This is a genomic window from Lysobacter terrestris (assembly GCF_014489475.1).
Classification (GTDB): domain Bacteria; phylum Pseudomonadota; class Gammaproteobacteria; order Xanthomonadales; family Xanthomonadaceae; genus Agrilutibacter; species Agrilutibacter terrestris.
Map to the genome: position 1 here is coordinate 1790453 of NZ_CP060820.1, position 24697 is coordinate 1815149.

Annotated in this window: 20 protein-coding genes; 13 read left to right on the plus strand and 7 right to left on the minus strand. The window is 72.9% G+C overall.

The features are described 5' to 3' along the window. Positions 1 to 5: 5 nt before the first annotated feature. The gene (locus H8B22_RS08330; protein WP_187710986.1) at positions 6 to 1448 is read right to left on the minus strand and encodes an OprO/OprP family phosphate-selective porin; all 1443 of its coding nucleotides are present in this window, start codon (positions 1446 to 1448) and stop codon (positions 6 to 8) included. 193 nt (positions 1449 to 1641) lie between these two features. On the opposite strand from H8B22_RS08330, the gene H8B22_RS08335 reads away from it, so the two are divergent. Continuing rightward, a complete protein-coding gene (locus H8B22_RS08335; RefSeq protein WP_187710987.1) occupies positions 1642 to 2496 on the plus strand; it encodes an ABC transporter permease in 855 nt (284 codons plus the stop codon). A 148-nt stretch (positions 2497 to 2644) separates the two neighbouring features. Further along, a complete protein-coding gene (locus H8B22_RS08340; protein ID WP_187710988.1) occupies positions 2645 to 4189 on the plus strand; it encodes a dipeptide ABC transporter ATP-binding protein in 1545 nt (514 codons plus the stop codon). A 305-nt stretch (positions 4190 to 4494) separates the two neighbouring features. Here the strand turns inward: H8B22_RS08340 and H8B22_RS08345 are convergent, their stop codons facing one another. Both H8B22_RS08345 and H8B22_RS08350 read right to left on the minus strand, forming a co-directional pair. Then, positions 4495 to 4737, minus strand: coding sequence for a hypothetical protein (locus tag H8B22_RS08345; protein ID WP_187713586.1), 243 nt, complete (start codon positions 4735 to 4737; stop codon positions 4495 to 4497). 110 nt (positions 4738 to 4847) lie between these two features. Next, positions 4848 to 5909 (minus strand): chorismate transformation enzyme, FkbO/Hyg5 family, encoded by a 1062-nt coding sequence (locus H8B22_RS08350; protein WP_225876169.1) that lies wholly within the window; start codon positions 5907 to 5909, stop codon positions 4848 to 4850. Positions 5910 to 6010: 101 nt separating this feature from the next. Between H8B22_RS08350 and H8B22_RS08355 the strand changes: the two genes are divergently transcribed. From H8B22_RS08355 to H8B22_RS08395, 9 genes are all read left to right on the plus strand, one after another. After that, positions 6011 to 6295: a phosphopantetheine-binding protein gene (locus H8B22_RS08355; RefSeq protein ID WP_187710989.1), complete on the plus strand. Its 285-nt coding sequence runs from the start codon at positions 6011 to 6013 to the stop codon at positions 6293 to 6295. An 80-nt stretch (positions 6296 to 6375) separates the two neighbouring features. Next, positions 6376 to 7068, plus strand: coding sequence for a COG4648 family protein (locus H8B22_RS08360; protein ID WP_187710990.1), 693 nt, complete (start codon positions 6376 to 6378; stop codon positions 7066 to 7068). Between the two features lie 30 nt (positions 7069 to 7098). Next, positions 7099 to 7380, plus strand: a complete 282-nt coding sequence (locus H8B22_RS08365; RefSeq protein ID WP_187710991.1) for a beta-hydroxyacyl-ACP dehydratase — start codon at positions 7099 to 7101, stop codon at positions 7378 to 7380. Next, a complete protein-coding gene (locus H8B22_RS08370; RefSeq protein ID WP_187710992.1) occupies positions 7377 to 8372 on the plus strand; it encodes an LpxL/LpxP family acyltransferase in 996 nt (331 codons plus the stop codon). Before H8B22_RS08365 ends, H8B22_RS08370 begins: the two co-directional genes overlap by 4 nt. Beyond that, entirely contained in the window at positions 8296 to 8949 is a 654-nt protein-coding gene (locus H8B22_RS08375) for a LolA-related protein (RefSeq protein WP_187710993.1), read from the plus strand. The genes H8B22_RS08370 and H8B22_RS08375 overlap by 77 nt, the downstream gene beginning before the upstream one ends. Before the next feature lie 97 nt (positions 8950 to 9046). Next, complete coding sequence (locus tag H8B22_RS08380; RefSeq protein WP_187710994.1) at positions 9047 to 11425, plus strand: MMPL family transporter; 2379 nt, start codon at positions 9047 to 9049, stop codon at positions 11423 to 11425. Next, a complete protein-coding gene (locus H8B22_RS08385) occupies positions 11422 to 11859 on the plus strand; it encodes a phosphotransferase (RefSeq protein ID WP_187710995.1) in 438 nt (145 codons plus the stop codon). The genes H8B22_RS08380 and H8B22_RS08385 overlap by 4 nt, the downstream gene beginning before the upstream one ends. Beyond that, positions 11856 to 12602 (plus strand): 3-oxoacyl-ACP reductase FabG, encoded by a 747-nt coding sequence (gene fabG, locus H8B22_RS08390; protein WP_343204058.1) that lies wholly within the window; start codon positions 11856 to 11858, stop codon positions 12600 to 12602. The genes H8B22_RS08385 and fabG overlap by 4 nt, the downstream gene beginning before the upstream one ends. A gap of 110 nt (positions 12603 to 12712) precedes the next feature. Beyond that, positions 12713 to 13120, plus strand: a complete 408-nt coding sequence (locus H8B22_RS08395; protein WP_187710996.1) for a hypothetical protein — start codon at positions 12713 to 12715, stop codon at positions 13118 to 13120. A 9-nt stretch (positions 13121 to 13129) separates the two neighbouring features. Here the strand turns inward: H8B22_RS08395 and H8B22_RS08400 are convergent, their stop codons facing one another. From H8B22_RS08400 to H8B22_RS08410, 3 genes are read right to left on the minus strand one after another with little or no spacing between them, the layout of a single operon-like run. After that, positions 13130 to 13942 carry a glycosyltransferase family 2 protein gene (locus H8B22_RS08400; RefSeq protein ID WP_187710997.1) on the minus strand — a complete coding sequence of 271 codons (813 nt, stop codon included), beginning with the start codon at positions 13940 to 13942 and terminating at the stop codon, positions 13130 to 13132. Beyond that, positions 13939 to 14748 (minus strand): beta-ketoacyl synthase chain length factor, encoded by an 810-nt coding sequence (locus tag H8B22_RS08405; protein WP_187710998.1) that lies wholly within the window; start codon positions 14746 to 14748, stop codon positions 13939 to 13941. Before H8B22_RS08405 ends, H8B22_RS08400 begins: the two co-directional genes overlap by 4 nt. Then, the gene (locus H8B22_RS08410; protein WP_187713589.1) at positions 14745 to 15935 is read right to left on the minus strand and encodes a beta-ketoacyl-[acyl-carrier-protein] synthase family protein; all 1191 of its coding nucleotides are present in this window, start codon (positions 15933 to 15935) and stop codon (positions 14745 to 14747) included. Before H8B22_RS08410 ends, H8B22_RS08405 begins: the two co-directional genes overlap by 4 nt. Positions 15936 to 16114: 179 nt before the next feature. Between H8B22_RS08410 and H8B22_RS08415 the strand changes: the two genes are divergently transcribed. Further along, positions 16115 to 16798 carry a YdcF family protein gene (locus H8B22_RS08415; protein ID WP_187710999.1) on the plus strand — a complete coding sequence of 228 codons (684 nt, stop codon included), beginning with the start codon at positions 16115 to 16117 and terminating at the stop codon, positions 16796 to 16798. A gap of 135 nt (positions 16799 to 16933) precedes the next feature. Here the strand turns inward: H8B22_RS08415 and H8B22_RS08420 are convergent, their stop codons facing one another. Further along, the gene (locus H8B22_RS08420; RefSeq protein WP_187711000.1) at positions 16934 to 18757 is read right to left on the minus strand and encodes a DUF885 domain-containing protein; all 1824 of its coding nucleotides are present in this window, start codon (positions 18755 to 18757) and stop codon (positions 16934 to 16936) included. A 155-nt stretch (positions 18758 to 18912) separates the two neighbouring features. On the opposite strand from H8B22_RS08420, the gene H8B22_RS08425 reads away from it, so the two are divergent. Beyond that, positions 18913 to 24651, plus strand: a complete 5739-nt coding sequence (locus tag H8B22_RS08425) for an alpha-2-macroglobulin family protein (RefSeq protein ID WP_187711001.1) — start codon at positions 18913 to 18915, stop codon at positions 24649 to 24651. Positions 24652 to 24697 lie beyond the last annotated feature (46 nt).

Here is a 24697-nt window from a genome sequence, read left to right on the forward strand (position 1 = left end):
TCGGGTCAGAAGGAAATCTGCGCGCGGGTGAAGACGGTCTTTTCGTCCTCGCGATCGGCACCGGCCGCCGCCCCGCCTTCGAACGTCGATTGCGTGTAGGTGGCGGCGAGCTTCAGGTTCTGGGTGAGGTACCAGTTCAGGCCGAGGCTCCACGCCTCGATGCCGCTGCCCGCGGTAGCCGGGTTGGCGAAGAGCGGGAACGCGTCGTCGTCGATGTCGAGTTCGCCATAGCGCGTGACCAGTTCGAAGGCGCCCCAGCCTGCCGCACCGGCCGTAAAGGGGTGGTTAGGCCGCGCGACGCCCTTGTACGACGCGTCTTCGCCGGTCAGCACCCAGCTGCCGAGCAGTTGCCATGCGGTGTTTTCCAGGTGCGCCACGCGACCGGCGTTGGCGCCGCTGGTCACGCGCACTTCCTGTTCGGACGCGACGTACTCGGCCTGCACGCCGAACGGGCCGTTGTAGTAGTAGGCCTGTGGCGACCAGCGCCGGTGCAGGCCATCGGCGGCGGTTTCGGCGCGGTAGCCGAAGAACTGCACCTGCCCCGGCGTGCGGTAGCGTGGCAGGAAGCTGTCGCCGCTGCCGAAGGTGTCGGCCACGCTGGCGGCGAGGCCGACGCCGAAACCCGACCACGCATTGGCGGAATTCTTGAACGGCTCCCAGAACACGCGGCCGGTGGCTTCGAGCTCGTTGTCGGGATTGCGGCTGGCGGCATCGCGGCCGTCCACGCCGCCGTTGAACACGCCGACCGCGTAGTTCAGCGTGCCGCCGGCCAGTGCGCCGTGCAGCTGCACGCCGATGTCGCGTGCGGGCACGAGTTCGCTGGGCAGGCCGCGTTCGATCGCCTCCAGCACGCTGGACGACTGCAACTGCTCCAGGCCGAAAGGCTGCTTGAACTTGCCCACGCGCACCGTGGCGCGCGGGTCGAAGCGCAGGTCGAGGTAGGCATCGTTGACCGTGGCGCTGTCGCCGGCCAGCTGCGCCTGCAGCTTGAAGCCGAGCAGCGGGCCGAAGCTGCCTTCGATCGTCGGCTCCGCGTAGCGCAGCAGGAAGCCGTCGTTCTGCGGCTTCTGTTCGTCGTCGAGGTAGAAACGGCCGTCGCCCTGGACCAGGCCGTGCAGCTTCAGTTCGAAGCCGCTGTTGCCCGGCGACTTCACCGCCAGGCCCTTGCCGTCCAGGGTGACGGTGGGCGTGCTGGCGGCCTTCGCGGCGGATTCCTCCGCCTGCAGCTCCAGCTTGCGTTCGATCACGCGCAGGCGCTGGTCGAGATCGGCCAGTCCGGCGCTGTCGGCATCGGTGGCCGCGGCGACGCCCAGGCGTTGTTCGAGTGCCTGCAGGCGCTGGGCGAGTTGTTCGACGGTGACCTCGCCCGCCTGCGCGGGCAGCACGGCGAGCGCGAGCGCGAGGGACAGCAGGCTGCGGCGGGGGAAGGGCGTGGCGTGGACGGACATAGCGTTCACCGATAGGGAGGGCAACAGTGGCGATGCGCGGCGGCGGACGGAAACGGCCATGCCTTATCTGCATATGCCGGCGGCGCATCTGGCGGAGGCAGGGTGCCTGCGGCGCCACGCGCGGGCAATGACCGCGGTCAAGCGGTCGCCGGATCGACCGCCCTCGATAACGACCGCCAGTAAGATGGCGCCGATGCCCGTCCGCCTTGCCTCCCTGCCGCCGCTGGCGCGCGCCTGCCTGATCGCGCTCGCCGTGTTGGCGGTGCTGTGCTGGCTGGGGCCGTGGCTGACCCGCTTCGAGCCGCACGCGCCCGACTGGACGGCGTTGTCGGTGGCGCCGGGCGTGCGCGCGCACTGGTTCGGCACCGATGCGATCGGCCGCGACGTGTTCGCGCGCACGCTCGCCGGCGGGCGCCTGTCGTTGACCATCGGCCTGCTGGCGAGCGTGGTCGCGCTGGTGATCGGCCTGGGCTACGGCGCGATCGCCGGCCTCGCCGGCGGCCGGGTCGAACGCATGATGCTGCGCGTGCTCGACGTGTTCAGCGCGCTGCCGTTCCTGCTGGTGGTGATCCTGCTGCTGACCCTGTTCGAGCGCTCGCTCGGCCTGCTGCTCGCCGCGATCGGCGGCTACGTGTGGATCGACCTCGCCCGCGTCATGCGCGCCGAAGCCGCGCGGCTGCGCGAGGCGCCGTTCGTGCTCGCCGCGCAGGCCGCCGGCGCCGACTTCGGCCAGCGCCTGCGCTGGCACGTGTTGCCGAACCTGCTGCCGCTGGCGTTCGTCTACCTCGGCCTGATCCTGCCCCAGGCCATTCTGGTCGAGAGCTTCCTCGGCTTCCTCGGCCTGTCGGTGGACGAGCCCTCGGCGAGCTGGGGCACGCTGCTGAGCGAAGGCGTGCAGGAACTCGACAGCGCACCGTGGACGCTGCTGTTCCCGGCGACGTTGCTGGTGGCGACGCTGGCGGCGTTCCAGTTCCTCGGCGACGGCCTGCGCGACTGGCTGGATGTGCGCGGCGCTCCGCGCGATGAAGGCGAGAGCGCGGCGGCATGAGCGCACGCGCCCGGAGCTTTTGTGTCGTCGTCCCGGCGCACGCCGGGATCCAGCGATTGCCGTTGCCCTTGCCTTGTCAAAGGCGCGACCCCGGCGTGCGCCGGGATGACGGGCAAAGGGTGGTTGCCGGTGCAAGGTGGAGCTGGCGATGACCGTGCTGCAACTGGCCGACCTGCAGATCGACGCCGGCGCGCGCCGCCTGCTCGGCCCGCTCGCGCTGCAGCTGCAGGCCGGCGAATGCGTCGGCCTGGTCGGCGAGAGCGGCAGCGGCAAGAGCCTCACCGCGCTCGCGCTGCTCGGATTGTTGCCCGCGGAATTGCGCGCGCAGGGCCGCTTGCAGCACGAAGATCGCGACGTGGCGTTGTCCTCGCGCGCGCACGCCGCCCTGCGCGGGCGCGTGCTGGGCTGGGTGCCGCAGGATCCGCTCGCCAGCCTGCATCCGCTGCGCACGGTCGGCGCGCAGCTGGTCGAGACCTTGCGCGCGTTGCGACGCCTGCCGCGCGAGGCCGCGTGGCGCGACGCCGAGGCCCTGCTCGCGCGCGTGCAGTTGCCCGAACCCGCTGCGGCGTTGCAGCGGTACCCACACCAGTTCAGTGGTGGCCAGCGCCAGCGCATCGCGATCGCACTCGCGTTGGCCGCGCGTCCGCAGGTGCTGATCGCCGACGAACCCACCTCCGCGCTGGACGCACGCATCGCCCGCGACATCCTCGACCTGCTCGACGCACTGCGGCGCGAGGAAGGGCTGGCGCTGCTGCTGATCAGCCACGACCTGCCGCTGGTGGGCGCGTACGCGCAACGCCTGCTGGTGCTGCGCCGGGGCGGGGTGGTGGAGCAGGGCGCCACGCGCGAGGTGTTCGCCGCGCCGCGCCACGCCTACACGTGCGAACTGCTGGCCGCCGACCGCCTGGCGCCGTTGCCGGACGCGACTGCCGATGCACCGGTATTGCTGCAGGGCGAGGCCCTGCGCGTGCGCTACCCGCGCGCGCCGCGCGATGCGCTCGCCGGCGTGTCGATCGAACTGCGCCGCGGCGAGGGCCTGGCCCTGGTCGGCGAAAGCGGCAGCGGCAAGAGCACGCTCGGCCGCGCCCTGCTGCGCCTGTTGCGCGGCGTGCACGGATGCGTGCGCTTCGACGGCGTCGATCTCCTTACGCTCGACCGCGCGCGTCTGCGCGCGTTGCGGGCGCGCATCGGCGTGGTGTTCCAGGACCCCTACGCGTCGTTGGACCCGCGCCTGCGCGTGGCCGAGATCGTCGCCGAGCCGCTGCGCATCCACGGCCGCGGCGATGCCGCGGCGCGGCGCGCGAAGGCGGCGGAGCTGCTGCAGGCGGTCGGGCTGGAGGCGTCGATGCTCGATCGCTATCCGCACCAGTTCAGCGGCGGCCAGCGCCAGCGCATCGCGATCGCGCGTGCGCTGGCCACCGACCCGGACCTGCTGGTCTGCGACGAGGCGGTGTCGGCGCTGGATGCGCACCATCGCGCGGCGATCCTGGCCCTGCTCGTGCAACTCAAGCGCGAACGCGGGCTGGCGCTGCTGTTCGTGACCCACGACCTCGCCGCGGCCGCGGCGGTGGCCGAGCGCATCGCCGTGCTGGAAGCGGGGCAGGTGGTGGAAACCGGCGCCACCGCGCAGGTGCTGCGCGCGCCGCAGCACGCGCATACGCGGGCGTTGCTGGCGGCGCGACCGGCGGCGTGAGGGTTTGATTGGTTCTACGCCGGCGTTGCCGGCGTCCCCTCATCCGCCCTTCCCTCAGCGGCCTGTCGGCCGCTTCGACCTTCTCCCCGCAAGCGGGGAGAAGGAAAAGCAATCCCCGTCCTGTTTGCTCAGTTACCCCTCACCCCGCTTGCGGGGTGAAGGCGGGCGTTTGTGCGCCACTGGCGCACGCCCGACTGAACGCCCTTGCGCCATGCGCAAGGGCCGGGAGCACAGCGGGGGACAGCGTCGCGAAGCGACGCAGGGTGAGGGGCCGTGTCCACCGCGACCCAGGGGACGAGGGGGCGTTAGATCAACCCGCCGCCCATGCTCAAGCGGATCGCCGCCACCACGATCACAATACCGTTGAGGATCAACCCGGTCTTCGCGCGGCCGCGGTTCTCGCTGCGGGTGAACAGGATGCCCACCGCCGCGATCAGCGCACCGACCGCGGCGAAGGGGATCAGCAGCCAGTTGGTGATGCCGATCACCGGAATCAGCGCCAGCACCATCCAGCACAGGGCGACGATGCCCCACAGCACACTGATCAATCCCATCGCAGCGTCTCCGCGCCAAGGCCGCGGTGCGGCCGAAGCACACAAGATGGCGGCGCGCGGCCACCGCTGCAAGTAAACCGATGAACTACGCGCGACCGCTGCGCTCAGGGCGCGCCGTGCACGCCGTCGATCTCCACGTGCAGTTCGCGGCGGCAGATCGCTGCGTGCAGCACGACGAAGCGCACCGCCGGGTCCAGGCGCAGGCGCAGGTGCGCCGCGACTGCGTCGAGTTCGTCGCGGTCGCGCACGTACGCCTTCAACCGCGTGCCGGCGCCCATCTGTGCAGGCAGGTCGGGGCGGCGTTCGCGCGCGGTGGCGATCAGGCTGTCCAGGTTCGCCAGCGTCTCGTCCAGCTGTGCGGTGACGTCGCCGGCGTGCTGCGATTCGTGCCCGACGATCGCGGCGGTGCCGGACAGCAGCAGCGGCATCGCGGTGCCCGGCGGCAGCATCGCGCGGGCGAAGCTCGGCGGCTGCGGGCCGTAGCGGCGCGGGTAGCGGTAGGCGCTGACCTGGCGCGGGTTCTCCAGCGGCGTGCCCGGCTGGCGCGCCGCCAGCCAGTACACCTGCAGGCGGCGCCCGCCGCCGGCCGTGCCGCTGTCGTGGCCAATCGCGGTCGCCGCCGGCAGTGCATGCGGGTCGAATTCGCCCAGGCCGCGCGCACGGCCCACACAGAAGATCCGGTAGCGCTCGGCGTCGCCGTCGCCGTGGGTGATGCCGTCGAGGTAGTTCCACACGCGCAGCAGCTGCGGGTAGCCGCGGTCGCGGAGGAAGGCGCTCAGCCGCGCGTAGGCCGCGGTGGCGGCGGCTTCGATGCCGGCGTCGCCCTCGTCGAGTTCGATCGCGCCGAACTGCACCGTGCCGTCTTCCGCCCAGGCCACGCCGTCCGTGCGGCCGCGCCGCACCGGGCCGCGGGCGCGCCAGTGTTCGAGCAGGCGCGGGCCGTGCGGCTGCAGTGCCACGCGCAGGTAGCGCGGATCGTCGAGCGCGGGCGCGTCGGCGCCGAACGCGAACACGGCCAGGGTCTGCTCCGAGGCGAGCAGGGCGGCCGCCGCGGCGTCGCTGTAGTCGACGTGCAGGGCGGGCGAGAGGAGGGAGTCCACCGCGTCGGGTGCGGCGTCCGGCGTGGACGCCGGGGCGCCGGAGCCGGGAGCGTGCGGATCGGTCATCCCGCCATGATAGTCGGTGGGCGCGGGCGGGGATGCTTGCACGACGCGGCGGGATGCCGGATCGTTGCGCCCCCAAGCCTGCACCGCCCGCGGAAATACCGATGTCCGAAGCCAACGCCACCGCCCAGACCGCCGCCGAAGCCGAACTGGCCAAGCTGCTGGTGGACAGCCTGAACCTGGAAGGCGTCGCGCCGGCCGATATCGATCCCGATGCGCGCCTGTTCGGCGAGGGCCTGGGCCTGGATTCCATCGACGCGCTCGAACTGGCGCTGGCGGTGTCGAAGCAGTACGGCTTCCAGCTGCGTTCGGACAACGACGAGAACCGGCGCATCTTCGCCTCGCTGCGCGCGCTGTCGGCGCACATCGAGCAGAACCGCGCGGCCTGACGGTCGCCGCGCGGCGCGCCATCCATGCGCCCGACCTCCGCGATCCCACCGCATGAACATCCCGGCATGAACGTCCCGGCATGAGCGGCGCCTTCGCGCTGCGGTTCGCGTTCGCGCTCGCCTATCCGCCGCTCGCCTACTGGGCCACGCGCGCCGGCAGCGGCGGAGCCGCGGTCATCGCCCTGCTGGACCTGGCCCTGGTGTTCCTGGTCGGGCCGCTGCTGCGGCCGCGCGCCTGGGCCTGGGGCGTGGCCGCGGGGCTGGCGCTCGCGCTGTTCGCGCTGCGCCATGGCGAGGTGCCGCAGGTGCTGCTGCTGGCGCCGCCGGTGGTGTTCCTCGCGCTGCTGGCGTGGCTGTTCGGGCGCACGCTGCGGCGGCCGCGGCAACCGCTGATCGCGCGCATCGTCGCCGCGTTGCACGAATGCCCGGCCGAGCAGTTGCCGCCGGAGCTGGCGCGTTACGCGCGGCGCCTGACCGCGGCCTGGACGCTGCTGCTGGCAGTGCTCGCGGTGGTCAACGGCGTGCTCGCCTGCGCCGAGGTGCCCGGCGGCGTGCTCGCGCGGCTGGGGCATGCGCCGACATGGGGCATCGCGCGCGAACACGGTTCGCTGATCGCCAACCTGCTCAACTACGGCGTGGTCGGCGGCTTCTTCGTCGGCGAATACGCGCTGCGCCGGCGCTGGTTCCGCGAGCTGCCGTACCGGCATTTCCTCGACTTCCTGCAGCGCATGGGCCGGCTCGGGCCGGCGTTCTGGAGCGGGCTGTTCCGCTGATCCGGCGCGCCGCACCCGCATAATCCCCGCATGGAATTCGTCATCGCGCCCGACCATCCGAGCCTGCCCGGGCATTTCCCCGGGCGCCCGCTGGTGCCCGGCGTGGTGCTGCTCGACCGCGTGCTTGCCGCGATCGAAACCGCGCACGGGCCGGTCGGGCCGCTGCGCCTGCCGCAGGTGAAATTCCTGCAGCCGCTGCTGCCGGGCGAGCGCGCGCGCATCGAACTGGACGGCGCCGCGCCGCGCTGGCGCTTCCGCGTCGTGCGCGACGGCGCGTTGCTGGCCAGCGGCGAGGTCGTGGCCGGGGCATGAGCGGGGACCACTGGAAGCGCCGCCCCGAGGGCGGCGGCCTGTTCGCGCTCTGGCTGATCCGCACCGTTGCCCGGCGCGGCGGGCGCACGCTCGCGCGCAGCCTGCTGTGGCCGATCACCGCCTACTTCCTGCTGATGCGCGGACCGGAGCGCCGCGCCTCGCGCGCTTACCTGCGTCGGGTGCTGCCGGTGCGGCCAAGCCTGCTGCACGTCGCGCGCCACATCCACACCTTCGCCTCGACGATTCTTGATCGCGTGTTCCTGCTCAGCGGCCAGCTCGAGCGCTTCGATTTCGCGGTCGAAGGCCTGCCGGCGCTGGAGGCGCAGCTGGAGCGCGGCCAGGGCGCGATGATTCTCGGCTCGCACCTGGGCAGCTTCGACGCGCTGCGCGTGCTCGCCACCCGCCGCCCCGACCTGCGCGTGCGCGTGTTGCTGGACAAGGCGCACAACCCGGCGATGCAGCAGCTGCTGGATGCGCTCAACCCGCGCCTCGCCGCGGACATCATCGACGCCGGCCAGCCCGGCACCGCGATCGTGCTGGCGATCCGCGAAGCGCTGGAAGAGGGCGCGCTGGTCGCCCTGCTCGCCGACCGCGCACTGCCCGGCGATGCGTCGGCGCGGGTGGCGTTCCTCGGCGAGGAGGCGCGCTTCCCGCTCGCGCCGTGGCAGATCGCGGGCGTGCTGCAGGTGCCGGTGACCCTGGCCTTCGGCCTGTACCGTGGCGGCAACCGCTACGAGGTGGTGTTCGAGCCGGTCAGCGACGGCTTGTCCCTGCCGCGCCATGAACGCCGGCAGGCGCTGGGCGCGCTCGTGCAGACTTACGCGGCGCGCCTGCAGCATCATGCGCGGCGCGCGCCGTACAACTGGTTCAACTTCTACGATTTCTGGCAACCCGATGACGCCTCCGCTGCCCGCGATGAAAGCCCTGAGCCTGGCCGCGACGCTGCTCGCACTCGCGACGGCAGTGCCGACGCTGCGCGCCGCGCCCCCTGAGCGCGTCGACAGCGACTGGATCCTGGCCAAGGTGGTGCAGCCGGTGCCGGCGCGCACCGCCTTCGTGGAACTGCGCGGCTCGCGCCTGCTGAAGCGACCGCTGCGCCTGCAGGGCGAGTACCGCCGTCCCGACGCCGACACCCTGGTGCGCGAGGTCACCACGCCCTACGCCGAGACCACCACCATCCGCGCCGGCGAGGCGCAGATCGAACGCCAGGGCAAGCCGCCGCGGCGCTTCTCGCTGGCGCGCGCGCCGGAACTGGCCGGGCTGCAGGCCAGCTTCGGCGCCCTGCTCGGCGGCGACCGGCGCCTGCTCGAACAGCACTACCGCCTCGACACCCAGGGCACCCGCCAGCGCTGGACGCTGACGCTGACGCCGAAGGAAGCGGTGCTGCAGCAGGCGCTGCAGTCGATCACCCTGTACGGCCGCGGCGCCGAACTGCGCTGCATCGAAACCCAGCCCGCCCGCGGCGACGCGCAACGCACCCTGCTCGCCGGCGCCGCGCGCGCGGCCGGCAATGTCACCGCCCCCGGCGCGCTGGCGACGCTGTGCTACGGCGGCGCGAAGGCGCAATGAGCACCCGCCTCGGCCGTTGGCGCGGGAAAACGCCCGCAGCCGCGTGCGCGGCCGGCCATGCCGCGGTCGCGTCGCCTTTCCGCGCAGGCGCGATGCGATGAGCGCACACAAACGCCTCGCCTTCGCCCTGCTCTGGCTGGCCCTGCTCGCCCTCGCCGGCTGGCTGCTCGGCAGCCGCCTCGAACTCAGCGGCGACCTGCGCAAGTTCATGCCCTCCGCGCAGACGCCGGCGCAGAAGCTGCTGATCGACGAACTCGGCGAAGGCCCCGGTTCGCGTCTGCTGCTGGTCGCGATCTCCCATGGCGATGCGGGCGACGGCGACGCGCAAACCCTCGCCGCGCAATCCAACGCGCTGCGCACCGCGCTGGCCGGACAAACGTTGTTCAAGCTGGTGGCCAACGGCGGCGACAGCGACCTGGCGGCGATTCCCGAGCGCCTGCGCCCGTACCGCTACCTGCTGTCGCCGACCGTCGACACCCAGGCGTTCGACCGCGCCTACTTCGCCGGCGAACTCGCGCAGCGCGTGCAGGACCTCGGTTCGCCCGCCGCCACCCTGGTTGAGCCGCTGCTGCCGCGCGACCCGACCCTGGAAACGCTCAAGCTCGCCGACGCCTGGCAACCGGCCGCGGCGCCGCAGCGCCTGCACGGCGTGTGGTTCGATCGCGCCGGCCGCGAGGCGCTGCTGGCGGTGGAGACGCGCGCGGCGGGCTTCGATCCGCAGGGCCAGCAACTCGCGGTCGATGCGATCCGCGCCGCCTTCGCGCAGGCGAGCGGCGACAGTGGCACGCGACTCACGCTCAGCGGCCCGGGCGCGTTCTCGGTGGAGATCGGCGGGCGCACCGCGCGTGAGGCCGGCTGGATCGGCACGCTCGACAGCCTGATCTTCGTCGCGCTGCTGTGGCTCGCCTACCGCAGCTGGAAGGCGCCCTTGCTCGGCGGCCTGCCGCTCGCCAGCGGTGGCCTGGCCGGACTCGCGGCGGTGACGCTGCTGTTCGACGGCGTGCATGGCATCACCATCGCCTTCGGTTTCACCCTGATCGGCGTCGCCCAGGACTACCCGATCCATCTGTTCTCGCACCAGCGCGCCGGGCTGGCGCCGTGGGCGAACGCGCGCGCGCTGTGGCCGACGCTGGGCACCGGCGTGGCCTCGACCTGCATCGCGTACTTCACCTTCCTCGTCTCCGGTGTCGACGGGCTGGAACAGCTGGCGGTGTTCACCGTTGCCGGCCTCGGCGTGGCCGCGTTGGCCACGCGTTTCGTGCTGCCGGGGTTGATCGATCCGGAGCCGCGCGACGTCGCCGCATCCGCGTGGCTGGCGCGCGCGTGGTCGCGGCTGGCGCGCTGGCCGCGCTTGAATCGCACCGCCTGCGTGGCGTTGGCCGCGGTGGCGTTCGCGATCGCGTGGTGGGCGCCGGGTGCGTTCTGGCAGAACGACCTGGCCCGGCTCACGCCCGCGCCCGCGGCCATGCTCGAACGCGACGCGCAGCTGCGGCGCGAACTGGGCGCGCCCGACGTGCGCTACGTGATCGCGGTGACGAGCGCCGACGCCGAGGGCGCGCTGCAGGCGCTGGAGCAGCTGCATCCCGCGCTCGATGCATTGCGTGTCGACGGCCGCATCGGCGGCTACGATTCCGCCGCCCGCTACCTGCCCAGCCGCGCGCTGCAACGCGCGCGGCAGGCGAAGTTGCCCGAGCGCAAGGCGCTGCAGCGCGCGTTCGCCGGCGCGGTGGCGACGAGCGCGTTCGCGCCGGATGCGTTCGCCGGCTTCGTCGACGATGTCCAGGCCGCGCGCGCGGCCATCCCGCTCACGCCGCGCGACCTCGAAGACACGCCGCTGGCGGCCACCGTGGCCGGCCTGCTGCTGGAACGCGGCGACCACGCCACCGCGCTGGTGTCGTTGAGCGGGCTGCGCGATCCCGCCGCCGTCGCCCGCGTCGCAAGCGCCCACGGCGCGCAGCTGCTCGACCTCAAGCAGGCCTCGGAATCGCTGGTCGCCGGCTACCGCCAGCGCGTGCTGTGGGCGCTGGCGCTGGCATCGCTGCTGCTGGTGGTCACCGTGTGGGTGGCGTTGCGCCAGCCGCGTCGCGTGCTGCGCGTGCTCGCGCCGATGGCGCTGACCACGCTGCTGCTGCTGGCGACGCTGCGCGGCTTCGGCGTCGAACTCAACCTGTTCCACCTCGTCGCGCTGATACTCGCCGCCGGGCTCGGGCTGGACTACGCGCTGTTCTTCGACCACGCCGGCGACGACCGCGCCGAACAGCTGCGCACCCTGCATGCGCTCATCGTCTGCAGCCTGACCACGCTGCTGGTGTTCTCGCTGCTGGCGCTGTCGTCGATTCCGGTGCTGCGCGCGATCGGCACCACCGTGGCGCTGGGGGTGTTCTGCAACTTCGTCCTCGCCCTGCTGGTGACGCGGCAGTTCGCCCGCGACGAGCCGTCCACGGTGGACGCCGCCACGACGTTGGAGTCGCCATGATCGGCCGCGAGCAGATCCTGGCGCTGATCCCGCACCAGGGCGCGATGTGCCTGTGGGACGAAGTAGTGGACTGGGACGCTGCAGGCATCCACCTGCGCGCGCGCAACCATCGCGATCGCGCGCATCCGCTGCGCAGCGACGGCCAGCTGCGCGGCGTGCACCTGTGCGAATACGGCGCGCAGGCGATGGCGGTGCACGGCGGCCTGCGCGCGCAGGCGCAAGGCGGCACCGCGCGCGCCGGCGTGCTGGTCGCGTTGCGCGGTGTCGACGTGCACGTGGCGCGCATCGACGACCTGCCCGGCGACCTCGAATGCACGGCGCAGCCGCTCGCCGAAGCCGCCGACAGCCAGCAGTACGCATTCCGCATCACCCACGCCGGCACGGTCATCGCCGAAGGCCGTGCTGCGGTGGTGCTGCAGGGAGACACACCATGAACGCAGCGACCGTGAACGGCTCGCGCAAGCGCGCCCTGGTCACCGGCGGCAGCGGCGACCTGGGGGCGGCCATCTGCACGCAACTGGCCGCCGCCGGGCTGCACGTGATCGTGCACGCCAACACCAACGTCACGCGCGCCGACGCGGTGGTCGCGGCGATCCAGGCCGCGGGCGGTACGGCCGAAGCGGTCGCCTTCGACGTCGCCGACGCCGCGGCCAGCCGCACCGCAATGGCTGCGCTGCTCGACGCCGGCCCGATCCAGGTCCTCGTCAACAACGCCGGCATCCACGACGACGCGCCGCTGGCCGGGATGAACGACGCGCAATGGAAGCGCGTGATCGACGTGTCCCTGCACGGTTTCTTCCACGTCACCCAGCCGTTGCTGCTGCCGATGGCGCGTACGCGCTGGGGCCGCATCGTCAGCGTGTCGAGCGTGGCCGCGGTGCTGGGCAACCGCGGCCAGGCCAACTACGCCGCGGCCAAGGCCGCGCTGCACGGCGCGACCAAGTCGCTGGCGCGGGAAATGGCCTCGCGCGGCATCACCGCGAATGTGGTCGCGCCCGGGGTGATCGCCGGGCGCATGACCGATGGCCTGTTCACCGCGGACGCACTGAAGCAGATGGTGCCCGCGGCGCGCGCGGGCCAGCCCGCCGAAGTGGCCGCGCTGGTCGCCTTCCTGTGCTCGGACGCGGCCGGTTACATCAACGGCCAGGTGATCGGCATCGACGGCGGCATGAGCTGAGCGACGGGCGCTGGCCGCGCCGCGCGGCGGCCGGTAGATTTGATCCGGCATTCAGCGGCCGGGGCGGAACATCGCCCGGTCGGCAGTCTTTCCTGCAACGGGGGTGGTCCATGCGTCGTGTCCTGATCGCGCTTCTTGTCCTCGCCCTCGCCGCCTGCGCGAGCACCCACCACGTCATGCTCGGCCAGCCGCGCCCGGCCGTCGACGCGGCCCAGGTCAAGGTCTACCAGGTGCCGCCGAAGAAGTACGAGGAAATCGCCCGTCTCGACGCCAAGAGCGGCGTCGGCTTCGGCACCCAGGGCCAGATCAATTCCGCCATCGACCGCCTCGCGCGCGAAGCGGCCAAGCTCGGCGCCAACGGCGTGATCCTGCTCGGCGTCGACCAGACCGATTCGCCGGTGAGCCTGGGCGTCGGTGGCGGCAGCTACGGCCGCCACGGCGGCGCCTCGGTCGGCCTCGGCATCCCCACCGCGCAGCAGCGCGCCGAGGGCATCGCGATCTACGTCATCGAGGAGTGAGTTGCGGCGTCACGCGCCGCGCGGCGCGTGCGGCAGCGGCGCGCTGGCGAATTCGCCACCCGGATCGTGGATCACCGGTGGGTGCGCACGGGTGTTGCGGTACTCGCGCAGCACGTTGCCGTAGCCCCACACCTGCTTCACCACGTGCGAGGTGATGCGCCACAGATCGCGCAGCGGGCGAAAGTGGCTCTTGCGGAACTGCGGGCCTTCCGGCGCGGCGCCCTGGTAGCGCGATTCGATCGGCACCGACACGCAGCGCACGCCCAGGCGCCGCGCCGCGGTGATCAGGATCTGCGCTTCGAACACGAAGTCCTCGCCCGGCACGTCGCGCAACGCGGCGACGTTGGCGGGATAGAACCGCTGCCCGCTCTGGGTGTCGGCGACGAGGAAGCCGCAGCCCCAGGAGATGCCCCAGTCGCCGAATTCGTTGGCCAGGCGGCGGTAGCTCGGCTGCGAGGCGCGCTTGCGCAGGCGCGCGCCGATGACGATGTGCTGCGGGTAGGCGTTCGCCGCCGCGATCAGACGCGGAATGTCCGCGGCGTCGTGCTGGCCGTCGCCGTCCATGGTGATGACGCCGCGCGCGCCGCGATGCAGCGCCTCGGCGAAGCCGTCGCGCAGGCCCGCGCCCTTGCCCATGCGCTGCGCGTGGCGGACCACGATGACCGGCAGGTCGGCGATGCGCTCTGCGGTGCCGTCGTCGGAGCCGTCGTCGATGACGATGACGTTGGCGCATTCGCGCAGCGCCGCCTCGACCACGCCGCGGATGCGCAGCGCTTCGTTCAGGGCGGGAATCACGATGTAGGCGTTGTTGCGGTCGATCACCGGTGGATCCTGACGGTGAGGGCACGGCCGGGGCCGGCGGACAGTATCGCGCCGTCGCCCGGGCCACGCGCGTCGGCGCGGGCGAGGGCATCGAACAGCGGCAGCATCGGCGCCATCGCGTTGCCGGCGGCGTGGCGCGCGAGCGCACCGGCTGCGGTCGCGTCGGCGACCGCTTCGACCGCCGCGCCCAGTTCCGCGCTCAGCACCGGCGCGCCCTCGCGCGCGTGGCGCGACAGCACCAGCGCGGCACCGAGCAGGCCCACGCTGGGCGAGACCTGCGCGACCGGGCCGACCGAGGGGCCGTCGTAGGCCACCAGCAGCACCGCATCGGCGCCCGCGGCGAGCTGCACCAGCGCTTCGATCAGGCCCTGCGCGAAGGTCGCGGTACCGGCGCTGATCGCCGTCGCCGGCTGCATCGCGCCGGCGCCGATGGTCCAGTAGCCCGCAGCGGCGTTGTGCACGGAGTTGTGGAAGCGGGTCGGCGAGATGCTGCGCGGCTCGCTGGCGAGCGTCGCGCACATGTAGTCGGTGATCGTCATGTCGCCGTGCGCCGAGGCGAAGACCGAGGGCAGTGCCGCCGGTTCGCGGCCGGCCGCGGTGCACGCGGCGAGCGCGACGTCGAGTGCGACCGCGACGGTTTCCGGCGCGCGGCGGCGTTCGTTCGGCGCGAGCAGTTGCGGCGACGGGCGGGCCGGCGCGTCGGCGACGAGCGTGCCGTCGCGGACGTGGCGCAGCGCCGCGTCCCACGAGGGCAGGCCCGGCGCCCAGAAACCGATGCCGTCGATGGTGGCGCGCAGGGTGCTCATGCGCGCGCGAACACCAGCGAGCAGTTGTTGCCGCCGAAGCCGAAGGAATTGTTCATCGCGTACCGGATCGGGCGTTGCGCCGCCGCGAAGCGGATCTGCGGGCCGCAGGCCGGATCGGGCGCGGTGCTGTTGAGGGTGCCGGGCAGTTCGCCGTGTTCCAGCGCGAGCAGTGCGATCACCGATTCGACGATGCCCGCCGCGCCCAGCGTGTGCCCGGTCCAGCCCTTGGTCGAGCTGGCGTGCAGCGAAGCGGGGAACAGCGCGGCCACCGCGAGTGCTTCGACCGAATCGTTCGACGGCGTCGCGGTGCCGTGCAGGTTGAGGTAGTCGACCGCATCCGGCGCGATGCCGGCGCGGGCGAGCGCGTCGCGCATCGCCAGTTGCGCGCCCAGCCCCTGCGGGTGCGGCGTGGACATGTGGTAGGCGTCGCTGGATTCGCCGTAGCCGCGCAGCAGCAGCGTATCGGCGGCACCGGCGCGTTCCAGCAGGGCGTAGCCACCGGCTTCGCCGAGCGACAGGCCGGTGCGCGCGGCATCGAACGGCATGCACGGATCGGCCGCGACCAGCTGCAGCGAGTTGAAGCCGAACAGCACGCTGCCGCACAGCGTGTCGATGCCGCCGACCAGCGCGGCGTCGCACAGACCGGCGTCGATCAGGCGCGACGCCTGCGCGAACACCTTGGCGCTGGACGAACACGCGGTCGCCACCGTCACGCAGGGGCCGCGCAGGCCGGTGGCGGCCTGGACGAAGGCGCCGGGCGAATGCGGGGTGTGCACCGTCGGGCGCTGCAGGTCGGTGGGCAGGGCGCCGTGGTCGAGGCGCGCGTAGCCTTCTTCGGTGGCGCCGATGCTGGCGGTCGAGGTGCCGATGACCACGGCGACGCGTTCGGCGCCGTGCCGCGCGGCGGCGTCGGCGAGTGCGTCGCGCAGGCCGTCGTGCTGCAGTGCGAGCCAGGCCAGGCGGTTGTTGCGGCATTCCCACTCGGCCAGCCCGGCCGGCAGGGCCAGTTCCTCCAGGCCGTCGACGCGGCCGATCCAGCACGCCAGCGGTTCCTGCCCCGGCGCCAGCACCGGTAGGTCGTTGCGGCGCAGGCCGCCGCGGCGTTCGCGCAGGGCCTGCAGCTGGGCGTCGCGGCCGCGGCCGAGCGCGGTGGTGGCGGTGTACGCGCGGATCGCCAGCGGCGCCATCGGCGGCGGACGGACATGCGACGACATCGGCGACACGTGGAACTCCTGCAGGACAGGCGCGGGAGTATAGCCAGCGCGCCACGCCGCCCACCCGCGGACGCGCGGCACGATTTATCCTGTGTAGGGGCATGCGCCCCATCGATTCCCGCACCTCTCCGCACGTCCCGCGCACCCGCCGCATGAGCAGCCGCATCGCCCACCGTTTCTCGCTCGCGATCGATCGCGACGTGCTGCGTGCGGGCGTGGTCGCGTTCTCGGCCTGCGCGCTGAGCGCGGGCCTGGTGTACGTGGGCTACTTCGTCCACGTCTGGCGCGTCGCCCGCAACGCGCCGTGCGCGCCCGAGCAGGGCGACTGCGTGCTGCTGTTCGGCAAGAACGCCCCGCGCGGCCGCATCGACCGCGACTTCGCCGCGCGCCTGGACCGCACCGTGTCGCTGTGGCGGCAGGCACCACCGCGCGGCCTGGTGCTGCTCGGCGGCGGCGCCATAGGCGAGCGCAGCGAGGCGGAAGTGGCGCGCGACGGCCTGTACGCCCGCGGCTTCGCCCGCGACATCCCGCTGCAAATGGAACTGCAGTCGCGCGACACCCTGCAGAACCTGCGCAACGCACGCGACCTGCTCGGCGCGCGCATGCGCACCCGGGTGACGCTGCTGAGCAACCGTTACCACCTGGCGCGGTGCGCGCTGTTCGCGCGCCAACTGGGCTACGACTGGGAACTGTGCGCCGCCGAGGCACGGCTGCGGCTGGGCCCGGCCACGCTGTGGCGGCTCGCCGGCGAAGCCGCGTACGTGTGCTGGATCGACCTGGGCACGCGCTGGGCGCGGCTGACCGGCAACCGGCGGATGCTGGAACGGGTGACGTAAGGCGGGCCCGGGCCCGCCGTCATCGAAGCGGTTGCAGCGACGGTGCGTGGGGCGTCACCGCGTCCGCACGGCGGGCCGGGGCCCGCCCAGCGGTCATGCGGGATGACGGCGTCGCCGTCATCCCTGCGCGTGCGCTTACTTCTTCGCCCGCTGCGCCGGCACGAATTCCTCGCGCACCGCCTTGGCCAGCAAGGCCGGCGGCAGCAGGCCCTGGTCGAGCAGGAAGTCGTTGAACGCCTTGCGGTCGAACTTGTCGCCGAGCGCGACTTCGGTCTCCGCGCGCAGCTGCATGATCCGCGTGTAGCCGTAGAAGTAGCTGCCGGCCTGGCCGGGCGAATTCACCGAGTAGCGGTCCACTTCCTGGCGTGCCATCGCCTTGGAGAAGCCGACCTCGTCGGTGAGCACGCGGAACACGGTGTCGCGGTCGGTGAGGCCGAGGTTGATCATCGGGTCGAGCATCGCGCGCGCCGCGCGCAGCAGGCGGAACTGCAGCGCGATCAGTTGGCCCTCCAGCGGTTCGTACGGAACCATCTCGGCTTCCGCGTACAGCGCCCAGCCTTCCACGTTCACCGAATTGAACGCATACAGCGTGCGCGCCAGCGACACGCCGCGCTCGACCATCGCGGTGAACTGCAGCTCGTGGCCCGGGCGGCCTTCGTGCGCGGTCAGCGTCCACGCACCGGCCGGGTAGTTGAAGTCGTCGTACGGGCCGTCGGCGCCGGCGTTCGGGTTCGACAGCGGCAGCACGAAGGTGCCCTGCTGGCCGGTGTTGCCGACCAGCGGCGCGGGCAGGAAGTGCGGCGCCGACTGCGCGGCGTTCTCGGCCGGCGTGCCCAGGCGCATCTGCATCGGTCGCTGCGGCAGCGACACCACCTCGTTCGCGGCGATCAGGCGGTCGAGTTCGGGCATCACCGTGTTGCGGTAGTACGGTTCGATCGCGTCGTCCTTCAGCTGCGGGTGCTTGAGCGCGCGGATCACCTCGACGTAATCGGTCGCCTTCAGGCCCTTGGCTTTGGCCACCAGCGGCGCCAGCTGCTGCATGGCGTTGCGGGTCTCCATGAACTCCAGCTGCGCGCGTTCGATCAGCACGCGCGGGTCGATGTCGATGCCGTAGCCCTTCAGCGACAGCGCGTACAGCTCCGTCGGCAGCTTGTAGTCGGTGCGCGACGTCGGCAGCACGTCCGCCTTGCACCACGCCGCGTAGTCGGTGAGCTGCTGGTCCAGCGCGGTGAGCGCGGCGGCGGCTTCGCCATCGAGCTTGTACTTGGCGAACAGGTCGCGGATGCCCTGCTGGTAGGTCTTCACGTTGTCGAGCGATTGCTGCACCGCGATCTGCGTCGGCTGCAGCAGGCCCTTCTCGTTGCGTTCCTCGTAGCGCTGGCGTGCGAGCGTGGTCAGCGGCGTGGTGCCCGGCACCAGGCCGGCGTAGCGCTGCAGGCGCAGCACCGCCTTGGCGCGGCGGTCGGCCGGGGTCTGGTCGGACAGCAGCGACTGGATGCCCTGGAACACGGTCTGCCCGGCATCTAGCCACGGCCGCGTCAGGCGTTCGTTGACCTCGCTGGCCTCGATCTGGTCGTCGGCCGCCTGCAGCAGGATCGCGATGTCCTGCTTCACGTTGGGATCGGTTTCCTTCGCCGACCGGGCGACGAGGTCGGCCTTGGCCTTCGTGGTCGCCTCGCGGAAACGCCGGCCGAACTCCGCGCCGTAGTCGAACACCTGGTCGTCGAAGCCGGGTACGCCGAAGAACGAGACCTGCTCGGGCTGGAACGGGGCCTGCGCGAGGATGAGGATCTGCGTGTATTCGTTGCTCCTGGCGACCCATGCCGGTGCAGGCTTGGCCGGCGCCGTCTTGGCCGGCGCGGCTTTCGCCGCCGGGGCCTGCTGCGCGAGCACGGCGGTCGGCGCCAGGGCCAGGGACATGGCGAGGAACAGCGGCGCGAGGACGAGGGGCTTGGTCATGGCAGGGTCCGGGTAGGGAGTCGGCGCAGCATCGCGCAGCGCCGTCGCAGGGGCCATGCCCCGAAGGTCACGCAACCCCGGCCGGCGTCGCGGTCCGTTGTCGGGATCGTTATATCTTCCGTATCGGGGACGGCCGCGCGCCGCAGGGAACGAGCATGCACAAGGCAGTCAGGGGCGCGCTGTGGGCCGCGCTGGTGTTTTCGTGGGCCGGCATGGCCTGGGCACGCCCGGCGGTGGAAGCGCGCCTGGCCGGCGCGCGCGAAGTCGCCATCGAGTTCGCGCAGCCGATGCAGAACTGGGACAACGCGGTGCGCCGCGACCTGGTGCGCACGACGCCGGCGCTACCGCTGGCCTGCGCCTGGGACAGCGACACCCGCCTGACCTGCCAGGCGGAGCAGGCCTTCGCCCTGGCCACGCGCTACCGCCTCGACCTGGCCGCGGGCCTGAAGACCCAGACCGGCAAGGTGCTCGGCGCGCAGGTCATGCACGTGGAGACCCGGCGGCCGGAAGTGCGCGCGTGGATCGCGCGCTGGGAGCGCGGTCATCCCGCGATCGAACTCAGCAGCGACATGCCGGTCGATGCCGCCGCGCTGCAGGCGGTGCTGCGCCTGCGCCTGGACGGCAAGGGCCTCGCGCTGCCGCCGCTGCGCGCGTTGCCGCCGCGCTGGGCGCAGGACCTGCGTTTCGGCTTCGACGTGCCGCGCGTGCAGTCCGCGGGGAGCTTGCTGCAGTTGCAGGTGCAACCGGGCCTGCGCAGCAGCGCCGGCCCGCTGCCGGGGCGGCAGGAAACGACGCTGCTGCGCGCGCGCCTCAACGATCCCTTTGCCCTGCTCGGTGTGTCCTGCGAAGGCGCGGACGACGGCGTGCGCGAACCCGTGCGCAACGGCGCCGTCGTGGCGGTGTGCGCGCCCGGGGAGGCGGTCACCCTGGTGTTCTCGCGCCCGCTGAACCCGGCCTCACGTGCGCAGGTGGATGCGCAGGTGCGCGCAGCCGCGGGCCAGGCCTACGCGCCCGGGGTGCGCGAGGTGCACTGGTACGCGATGGCGTCGCCGTTCGATGAGGACGGCGTCGACGTCGCGCCCGGCGACGGTGTCGACATCGGCCGCTTCGCGCCCAGCCGCCGCTTCCAGCTGACGCTGGACGGCGCGATCCGCAGCAGCGACGGCGCCGCGTTGCCGGCGGTGACCGTGCAGGTGCAACTGGGCGACGCGCAACCGCACCTGTTGGGACGCCAGCGCGCGCTGGTGGCCGCCGGCGCGCAGCCGCCGTCGCTGGTCGAGGCGGTGAATGTCGGCGAGATGCAGCTCGACGTGCGCGGCGTCGGCGCGCAGGTGCGCGACGAAACGGTGCAGGTGCGTACGCCGCGGCAGGGCAGCGAGCCGCAGCCGGTGGCGTCGACCGTCGCGGCGCAGACGCTGGCCGAAGGCGGCTGGGTGCGCTGGACGCCGCTGGGCAAGCAGGGGTCGCGTCGCGCGGACCCGCGCAGCTGGAATACCAGTGATTCGGCCACGTTCGCCGCGCCCGCGTTCGACCTGCTCGCGGTGACCGGGCGCCGTGAAGTGCTGGCCTGGGCGAACGAGTGGGAAACCGACGCGCCGGTCGCCGGCGCCGCGATCGAACTGCTGTGGCTCGATCCGGGCGCACTGCGGCCGCGCGTGGTCGCCACCGGCACCACCCAGGCCGACGGCACCGTGCTGTTGCGCCTGCCCGACGACCTCGCACTGCCCACCGTCGATGCCGACGAGTACCACGCCCCCGACAGCGGCTACGCGCTGTGGTTGCTGCGCGCCGCCACCGACGCCGCTGCAACCTACTCCACCCCCGCGCGCCGCGGCGCGGTGCTGCCGATGCACGACGCCGATCCGTATTCGGCGCTGGGGCGCACGACGCCGCGCCACACCTGGGGCGTCTCCGACCGGCCGCTGTACCGCGCCGGCGACACCGTGCACTACCGGCTGTGGCAGCGCCAACTCGACGGCACGCGCCTGCGTGCGCCGCGCGCCGACGGCCCGGTGCCGCTGCGCCTGCAGAACGGCGACGACGACAAGATCGTGCTCGAGTGGTCGGCCACGCCCGCCGCCGACGGCAGCATCGCCGGCGAGCTGCTGCTGCCCGTGCACCTGACCGACGCCACCTACTGCATCGGTCGCGACGACGGCCACCACAACACCGACGGCACCTGCTTCTTCGTCGGCACCTACCGTGCGCAGGACCTGTGGCTGGAAGCGCGTTCGCGCGGCGGCGTGCTGCGCGATGGCGACCGCTTCGTCGCCGACGCGCGCGCCGGTTACTTCTCCGGCGGGCCGGCGGCCGGCGCGGAGATCACCCAGGCGGAGGTGCGGCTGGAACCGGAGCCGCTGGGCGCCGCCTACCCGCAGTACGCGGACTTCAGCTTCATCGGTGTCTATGACGACGACACCACGGACGTTGCACTCGCCGGTATCGGCGCCTACAAGCGGCTGGACGGCGACGGCGCGCTGCATGTCGATGTCCCCGTCGCGTTCGCCGGCACGCCGGAGCAGAACGCGCGGCGCCCCGCCTTCGGCCTGCTCACCACCGGGCTGGAGGTGTCGCCGGAGGATCGCGAGGGCACGTCCGCCTACGAGCAGGCGACCCGTTACGCGCGCTACGACCGCTACGTCGGCCTGCGCACGCGCCCGGACTGGTTCGGCGCCGAGGATCCGGTGCGCCTGGAAGCGGTGGTGATCACCGCGCAGGGCAAGGAAGTCACCGCGGAGGTCGAAGTCAGCATCGAATACCTGCCCGGCTACGACCGCACGCAGCCCGGCGAGCCGATCGCGCACTGCCGGCTGCGCACCCGCCAGTCCACGCCGTGCGCGTTCGCGCGCGAACGCACCGGCCTCTACCGCCTCACCGCGCGCAGCGGCGACGCCGCCCCGGCAACGCTGCAGCGTTACGTGTGGTGGCGAGGCGGCGGCCAGTTCGATCCGGTCGACCAGCCGGAACTCGCGGTGCAGGACGGATCGCCGCAACGCGATCGTCCGGCGCGCCTGCTGCTGCGGCAGGACTTCGCGCGCGCACGCGCGTTGCTGGTGACCTCGTTCGGTGGTTCGATCCTCGCCCACCGCGTCGAAGCGATCGAAGGCAGCACGCAGGAACTGACGCTGCCGATGGCGCGCGACTGGCGCGGCCGGCTCACGGTGCATGCGCTGGTGCGCGAGAGCACGCCGTCGCGCGTCGAGGCCGGCTTCCGCCAGCCGGTGCGGCTGCGCGCGCTCGACGCCTATCTGCCCGCGGCCGAGCTCGCGACCGACGCGAAGCCGATCAGCCTGCGTTTCCAGTCGGCGCAGGCGCGCCCGGGGCAACGCGCGCGCATCACCCTGCGCAACGACAGCACGCAGCCGCGCCAGGTGACGTTGGCGGTGATGGACGATGCCTTGCGCGCGCAGGCGCAGCGCTGGCTGCCGTACACCGATCCCGCCGGGGCGACCGGCTTCCGCGAATCGCTGCTGCTGCGCGGCGAGGGCGGCATCGACTACACCGGCTTCCAAGGCTGGGACGGCGACGAGTGGCGCTGGCTGCTGCCGTGGGACCAGGCCGGCAAGGACGCCTACAGATACCTGCGCGAGCGCGCGCAGCCGGTGGCCGCGATGGCGCCGCCGCCGGCACCGCCGGCCGCGGGCGAGGCCACTTCACTCGACCGCATTACCGTCACCGGCTCGCGCATCAAGCGCAGCGACCTTGTCGAGAGCAACGAAGCCAAGGCGCCGGATGCCTCGTTGCGGCTGGAGCGCGAGGCGTCGCGCCATCCCGCGCGGCCGTCCGCGGCCGCTATCGCCGTGCGCAGCCGCTTCGCCGACACCGCGCTGTGGCTGCCCGACATCCGCCTCGCCCCCGGCGAATCGCGCGAGGTCGAAGTGGCACTGCCCGACAACCTCACCCGCTGGCGCGCGGTGGCGTGGAGCGCCGACGACGGCGACGGATTCGCCATGACCGAAGCGGCGCTCGAAGCCGGCCTGCCGGTGGAAGCACGCCTGCAGGCGCCGGTGCGCGTGTATCCGGGCGATACCGCGCGCGTGGCCACCAGCGTGCGCCATGTCGCCGCGACGGCGGCGACCGCGACCACCACGCTGCAGGTGCGCGGCGAAGGCGCCAACGCGAACGAAGGGCTGGACGACACGCAGACGCTCGCGCTCGCGCCGCGCGGCCAGGCCAGCGTGGCCGCGACGCTGCAGCCGCAAGTGCCGGGCGAACTGCGCCTGGTCGCCACCGCGCGCACGCCGGCGGGCGGCGACGCGGTCGCCGGCAGCATCGAAGTGGCCTCGCCGCTGATCAGCACGCGCCGGCTGCAGGCGGGCTGGATCGGCGCGGACGCGCTGCACCTCGACCTGCCGGCGATGCCGGAACACGCCCACGATCCCGCGCTGCGCGTGTCGCTGCTGCGCGGCGGCGCCGGCCTCACTTCGCAATGGACGCAGGACCTGCGCGACTACCCGCATCGCTGCTGGGAGCAGATCCTCAGTCGCGCGGTGGGCGCGGCGCTGGCGCTGGAACGCCAGGACGCCAGCTGGCCCGACGCCGCGGACGTGGTGCGCGAGGCGCTGGACAACGCGGCGGTGTTCCAGCTCGACGACGGCGGCTTCGTGTATTTCCACGGTTGGGGCGACCAGGGCCCCGATGCCAGCGTGACCCTCACCGCGTACACCCTGCGCGCCTTCGCCCTGCTGCGCGAGCTCGGCCATCCGGTGCCGTCACGGGTCGAAGCGCAGGCACGCGAATTCCTCGGCGAGGTGCTCGCCGATGCGCCATCCGCACCGGCGAAGGGCGAGGCGCTGGACGACGACGAATACGCCGGGTTCGCGTTCGCGGCCGCGGCGCAATCGCCACAGGACAGCGCCGGCCTCGATCGCCTGTGGACGCAGTGGAAGCACTTGCCGCTGCCGTTGCAGGTGGCGAGTACGCAGGCATTCGCCCGCGCGCGGCATCCGGCGGCGGCGCGCGCGCTCAAGCGGGTGTTGGCCGCCGCGCCTGCGCGCGGTCCGGCACGTTCGTTGCGGCTGTCGCGCCGCTACGACGCGTGGATGAGCTCCGATATGCGCGAGCAGTGCGCGCTGGTCGACCTGCTGCGCGCATATCCTCAGCTGGCGGACGCGCGCGTGCGCCGCGAACTGCTCGCCGGCATGAACGACCTCTACGCCGGCGGCGTCGCCTCGGTCGACACGCAGACCGCCGCGTACTGCCTGATGGCCTTGCGCGAACCCGCCGGTGCCGCCGCCGCGCCGGCGTCGGCGAGCTTCGCCATCGGTACGCGCGCGCAGGCGCTCGAACTCGCCGCAGGCCAGGATCGCGCCGACTGGAATGCGGGCGCGCCGGACGGCCCGCAACTGCAGGTGGCCGCCGACGCCGCCAACACGGTGCCGGTCAGCTACGTCGCCGAGCTGCGCTGGCAGGAAGACGCGCGGCTGGCGCAGGAATCCGCGATCGGCCTGGCGATCACGCGCCGCCACGAGGTGCTGCGCGACGGTGCGTGGAAAGCGGTGGACGGGCAGACGCTGCACGAGGGCGACTGGATCCGCATCAGCCTCACCGTGCGCACCAGCGCCCAGCGCGAATTCGTGGCGGTGACCGATGCCGTGCCCGGCGGCCTGCAGCCCAGCGACCTGGCGCTGTCGGGCGTCGGCAACACCGAGCTCAAGCGCATCGCCGACGCAGGCAGCGGCTACTTCGGCAGCCGCAAGCTCGATGCGCGGCATCCGCGCTTCTATGCCGAATCGCTGCCGCCGGGCGAACACGCCGTGCGTTACTTCGCCCGCGTCGGCAACAGCGGCGACTACCTCGCCGCGCCGGCGGAAGTGGAGCTGATGTACGGCCAGGCCACCCATGCGCGCACCGCGGCGACGCGGCTGCGGATCGAGGCGCCGGCCGGGCGTTGAGTGGTTGCAGCGCTGCGGCGGCGCGATCGCCGCCGCAGCGTTTGCC

What these genes read in the sequence shown, in the direction of transcription:
- H8B22_RS08330 (WP_187710986.1), bottom strand. Translation starts at nt 1,448, where the DNA reads ATGTCCGTCCACGCCACGCCCTTCCCCCGCCGCAGCCTGCTGTCCCTC.
- H8B22_RS08335 (WP_187710987.1), top strand. Translation starts at nt 1,642, where the DNA reads ATGCCCGTCCGCCTTGCCTCCCTGCCGCCGCTGGCGCGCGCCTGCCTG.
- H8B22_RS08340 (WP_187710988.1), top strand. Translation starts at nt 2,645, where the DNA reads ATGACCGTGCTGCAACTGGCCGACCTGCAGATCGACGCCGGCGCGCGC.
- H8B22_RS08350 (WP_225876169.1), bottom strand. Translation starts at nt 5,909, where the DNA reads ATGACCGATCCGCACGCTCCCGGCTCCGGCGCCCCGGCGTCCACGCCG.
- H8B22_RS08355 (WP_187710989.1), top strand. Translation starts at nt 6,011, where the DNA reads ATGTCCGAAGCCAACGCCACCGCCCAGACCGCCGCCGAAGCCGAACTG.
- H8B22_RS08360 (WP_187710990.1), top strand. Translation starts at nt 6,376, where the DNA reads ATGAGCGGCGCCTTCGCGCTGCGGTTCGCGTTCGCGCTCGCCTATCCG.
- H8B22_RS08365 (WP_187710991.1), top strand. Translation starts at nt 7,099, where the DNA reads ATGGAATTCGTCATCGCGCCCGACCATCCGAGCCTGCCCGGGCATTTC.
- H8B22_RS08370 (WP_187710992.1), top strand. Translation starts at nt 7,377, where the DNA reads ATGAGCGGGGACCACTGGAAGCGCCGCCCCGAGGGCGGCGGCCTGTTC.
- H8B22_RS08375 (WP_187710993.1), top strand. Translation starts at nt 8,296, where the DNA reads ATGAAAGCCCTGAGCCTGGCCGCGACGCTGCTCGCACTCGCGACGGCA.
- H8B22_RS08380 (WP_187710994.1), top strand. Translation starts at nt 9,047, where the DNA reads ATGAGCGCACACAAACGCCTCGCCTTCGCCCTGCTCTGGCTGGCCCTG.
- H8B22_RS08385 (WP_187710995.1), top strand. Translation starts at nt 11,422, where the DNA reads ATGATCGGCCGCGAGCAGATCCTGGCGCTGATCCCGCACCAGGGCGCG.
- fabG (WP_343204058.1), top strand. Translation starts at nt 11,856, where the DNA reads ATGAACGCAGCGACCGTGAACGGCTCGCGCAAGCGCGCCCTGGTCACC.
- H8B22_RS08395 (WP_187710996.1), top strand. Translation starts at nt 12,713, where the DNA reads ATGCGTCGTGTCCTGATCGCGCTTCTTGTCCTCGCCCTCGCCGCCTGC.
- H8B22_RS08405 (WP_187710998.1), bottom strand. Translation starts at nt 14,748, where the DNA reads ATGAGCACCCTGCGCGCCACCATCGACGGCATCGGTTTCTGGGCGCCG.
- H8B22_RS08410 (WP_187713589.1), bottom strand. Translation starts at nt 15,935, where the DNA reads ATGGCGCCGCTGGCGATCCGCGCGTACACCGCCACCACCGCGCTCGGC.
- H8B22_RS08415 (WP_187710999.1), top strand. Translation starts at nt 16,115, where the DNA reads ATGAGCAGCCGCATCGCCCACCGTTTCTCGCTCGCGATCGATCGCGAC.
- H8B22_RS08420 (WP_187711000.1), bottom strand. Translation starts at nt 18,757, where the DNA reads ATGACCAAGCCCCTCGTCCTCGCGCCGCTGTTCCTCGCCATGTCCCTG.
- H8B22_RS08425 (WP_187711001.1), top strand. Translation starts at nt 18,913, where the DNA reads ATGCACAAGGCAGTCAGGGGCGCGCTGTGGGCCGCGCTGGTGTTTTCG.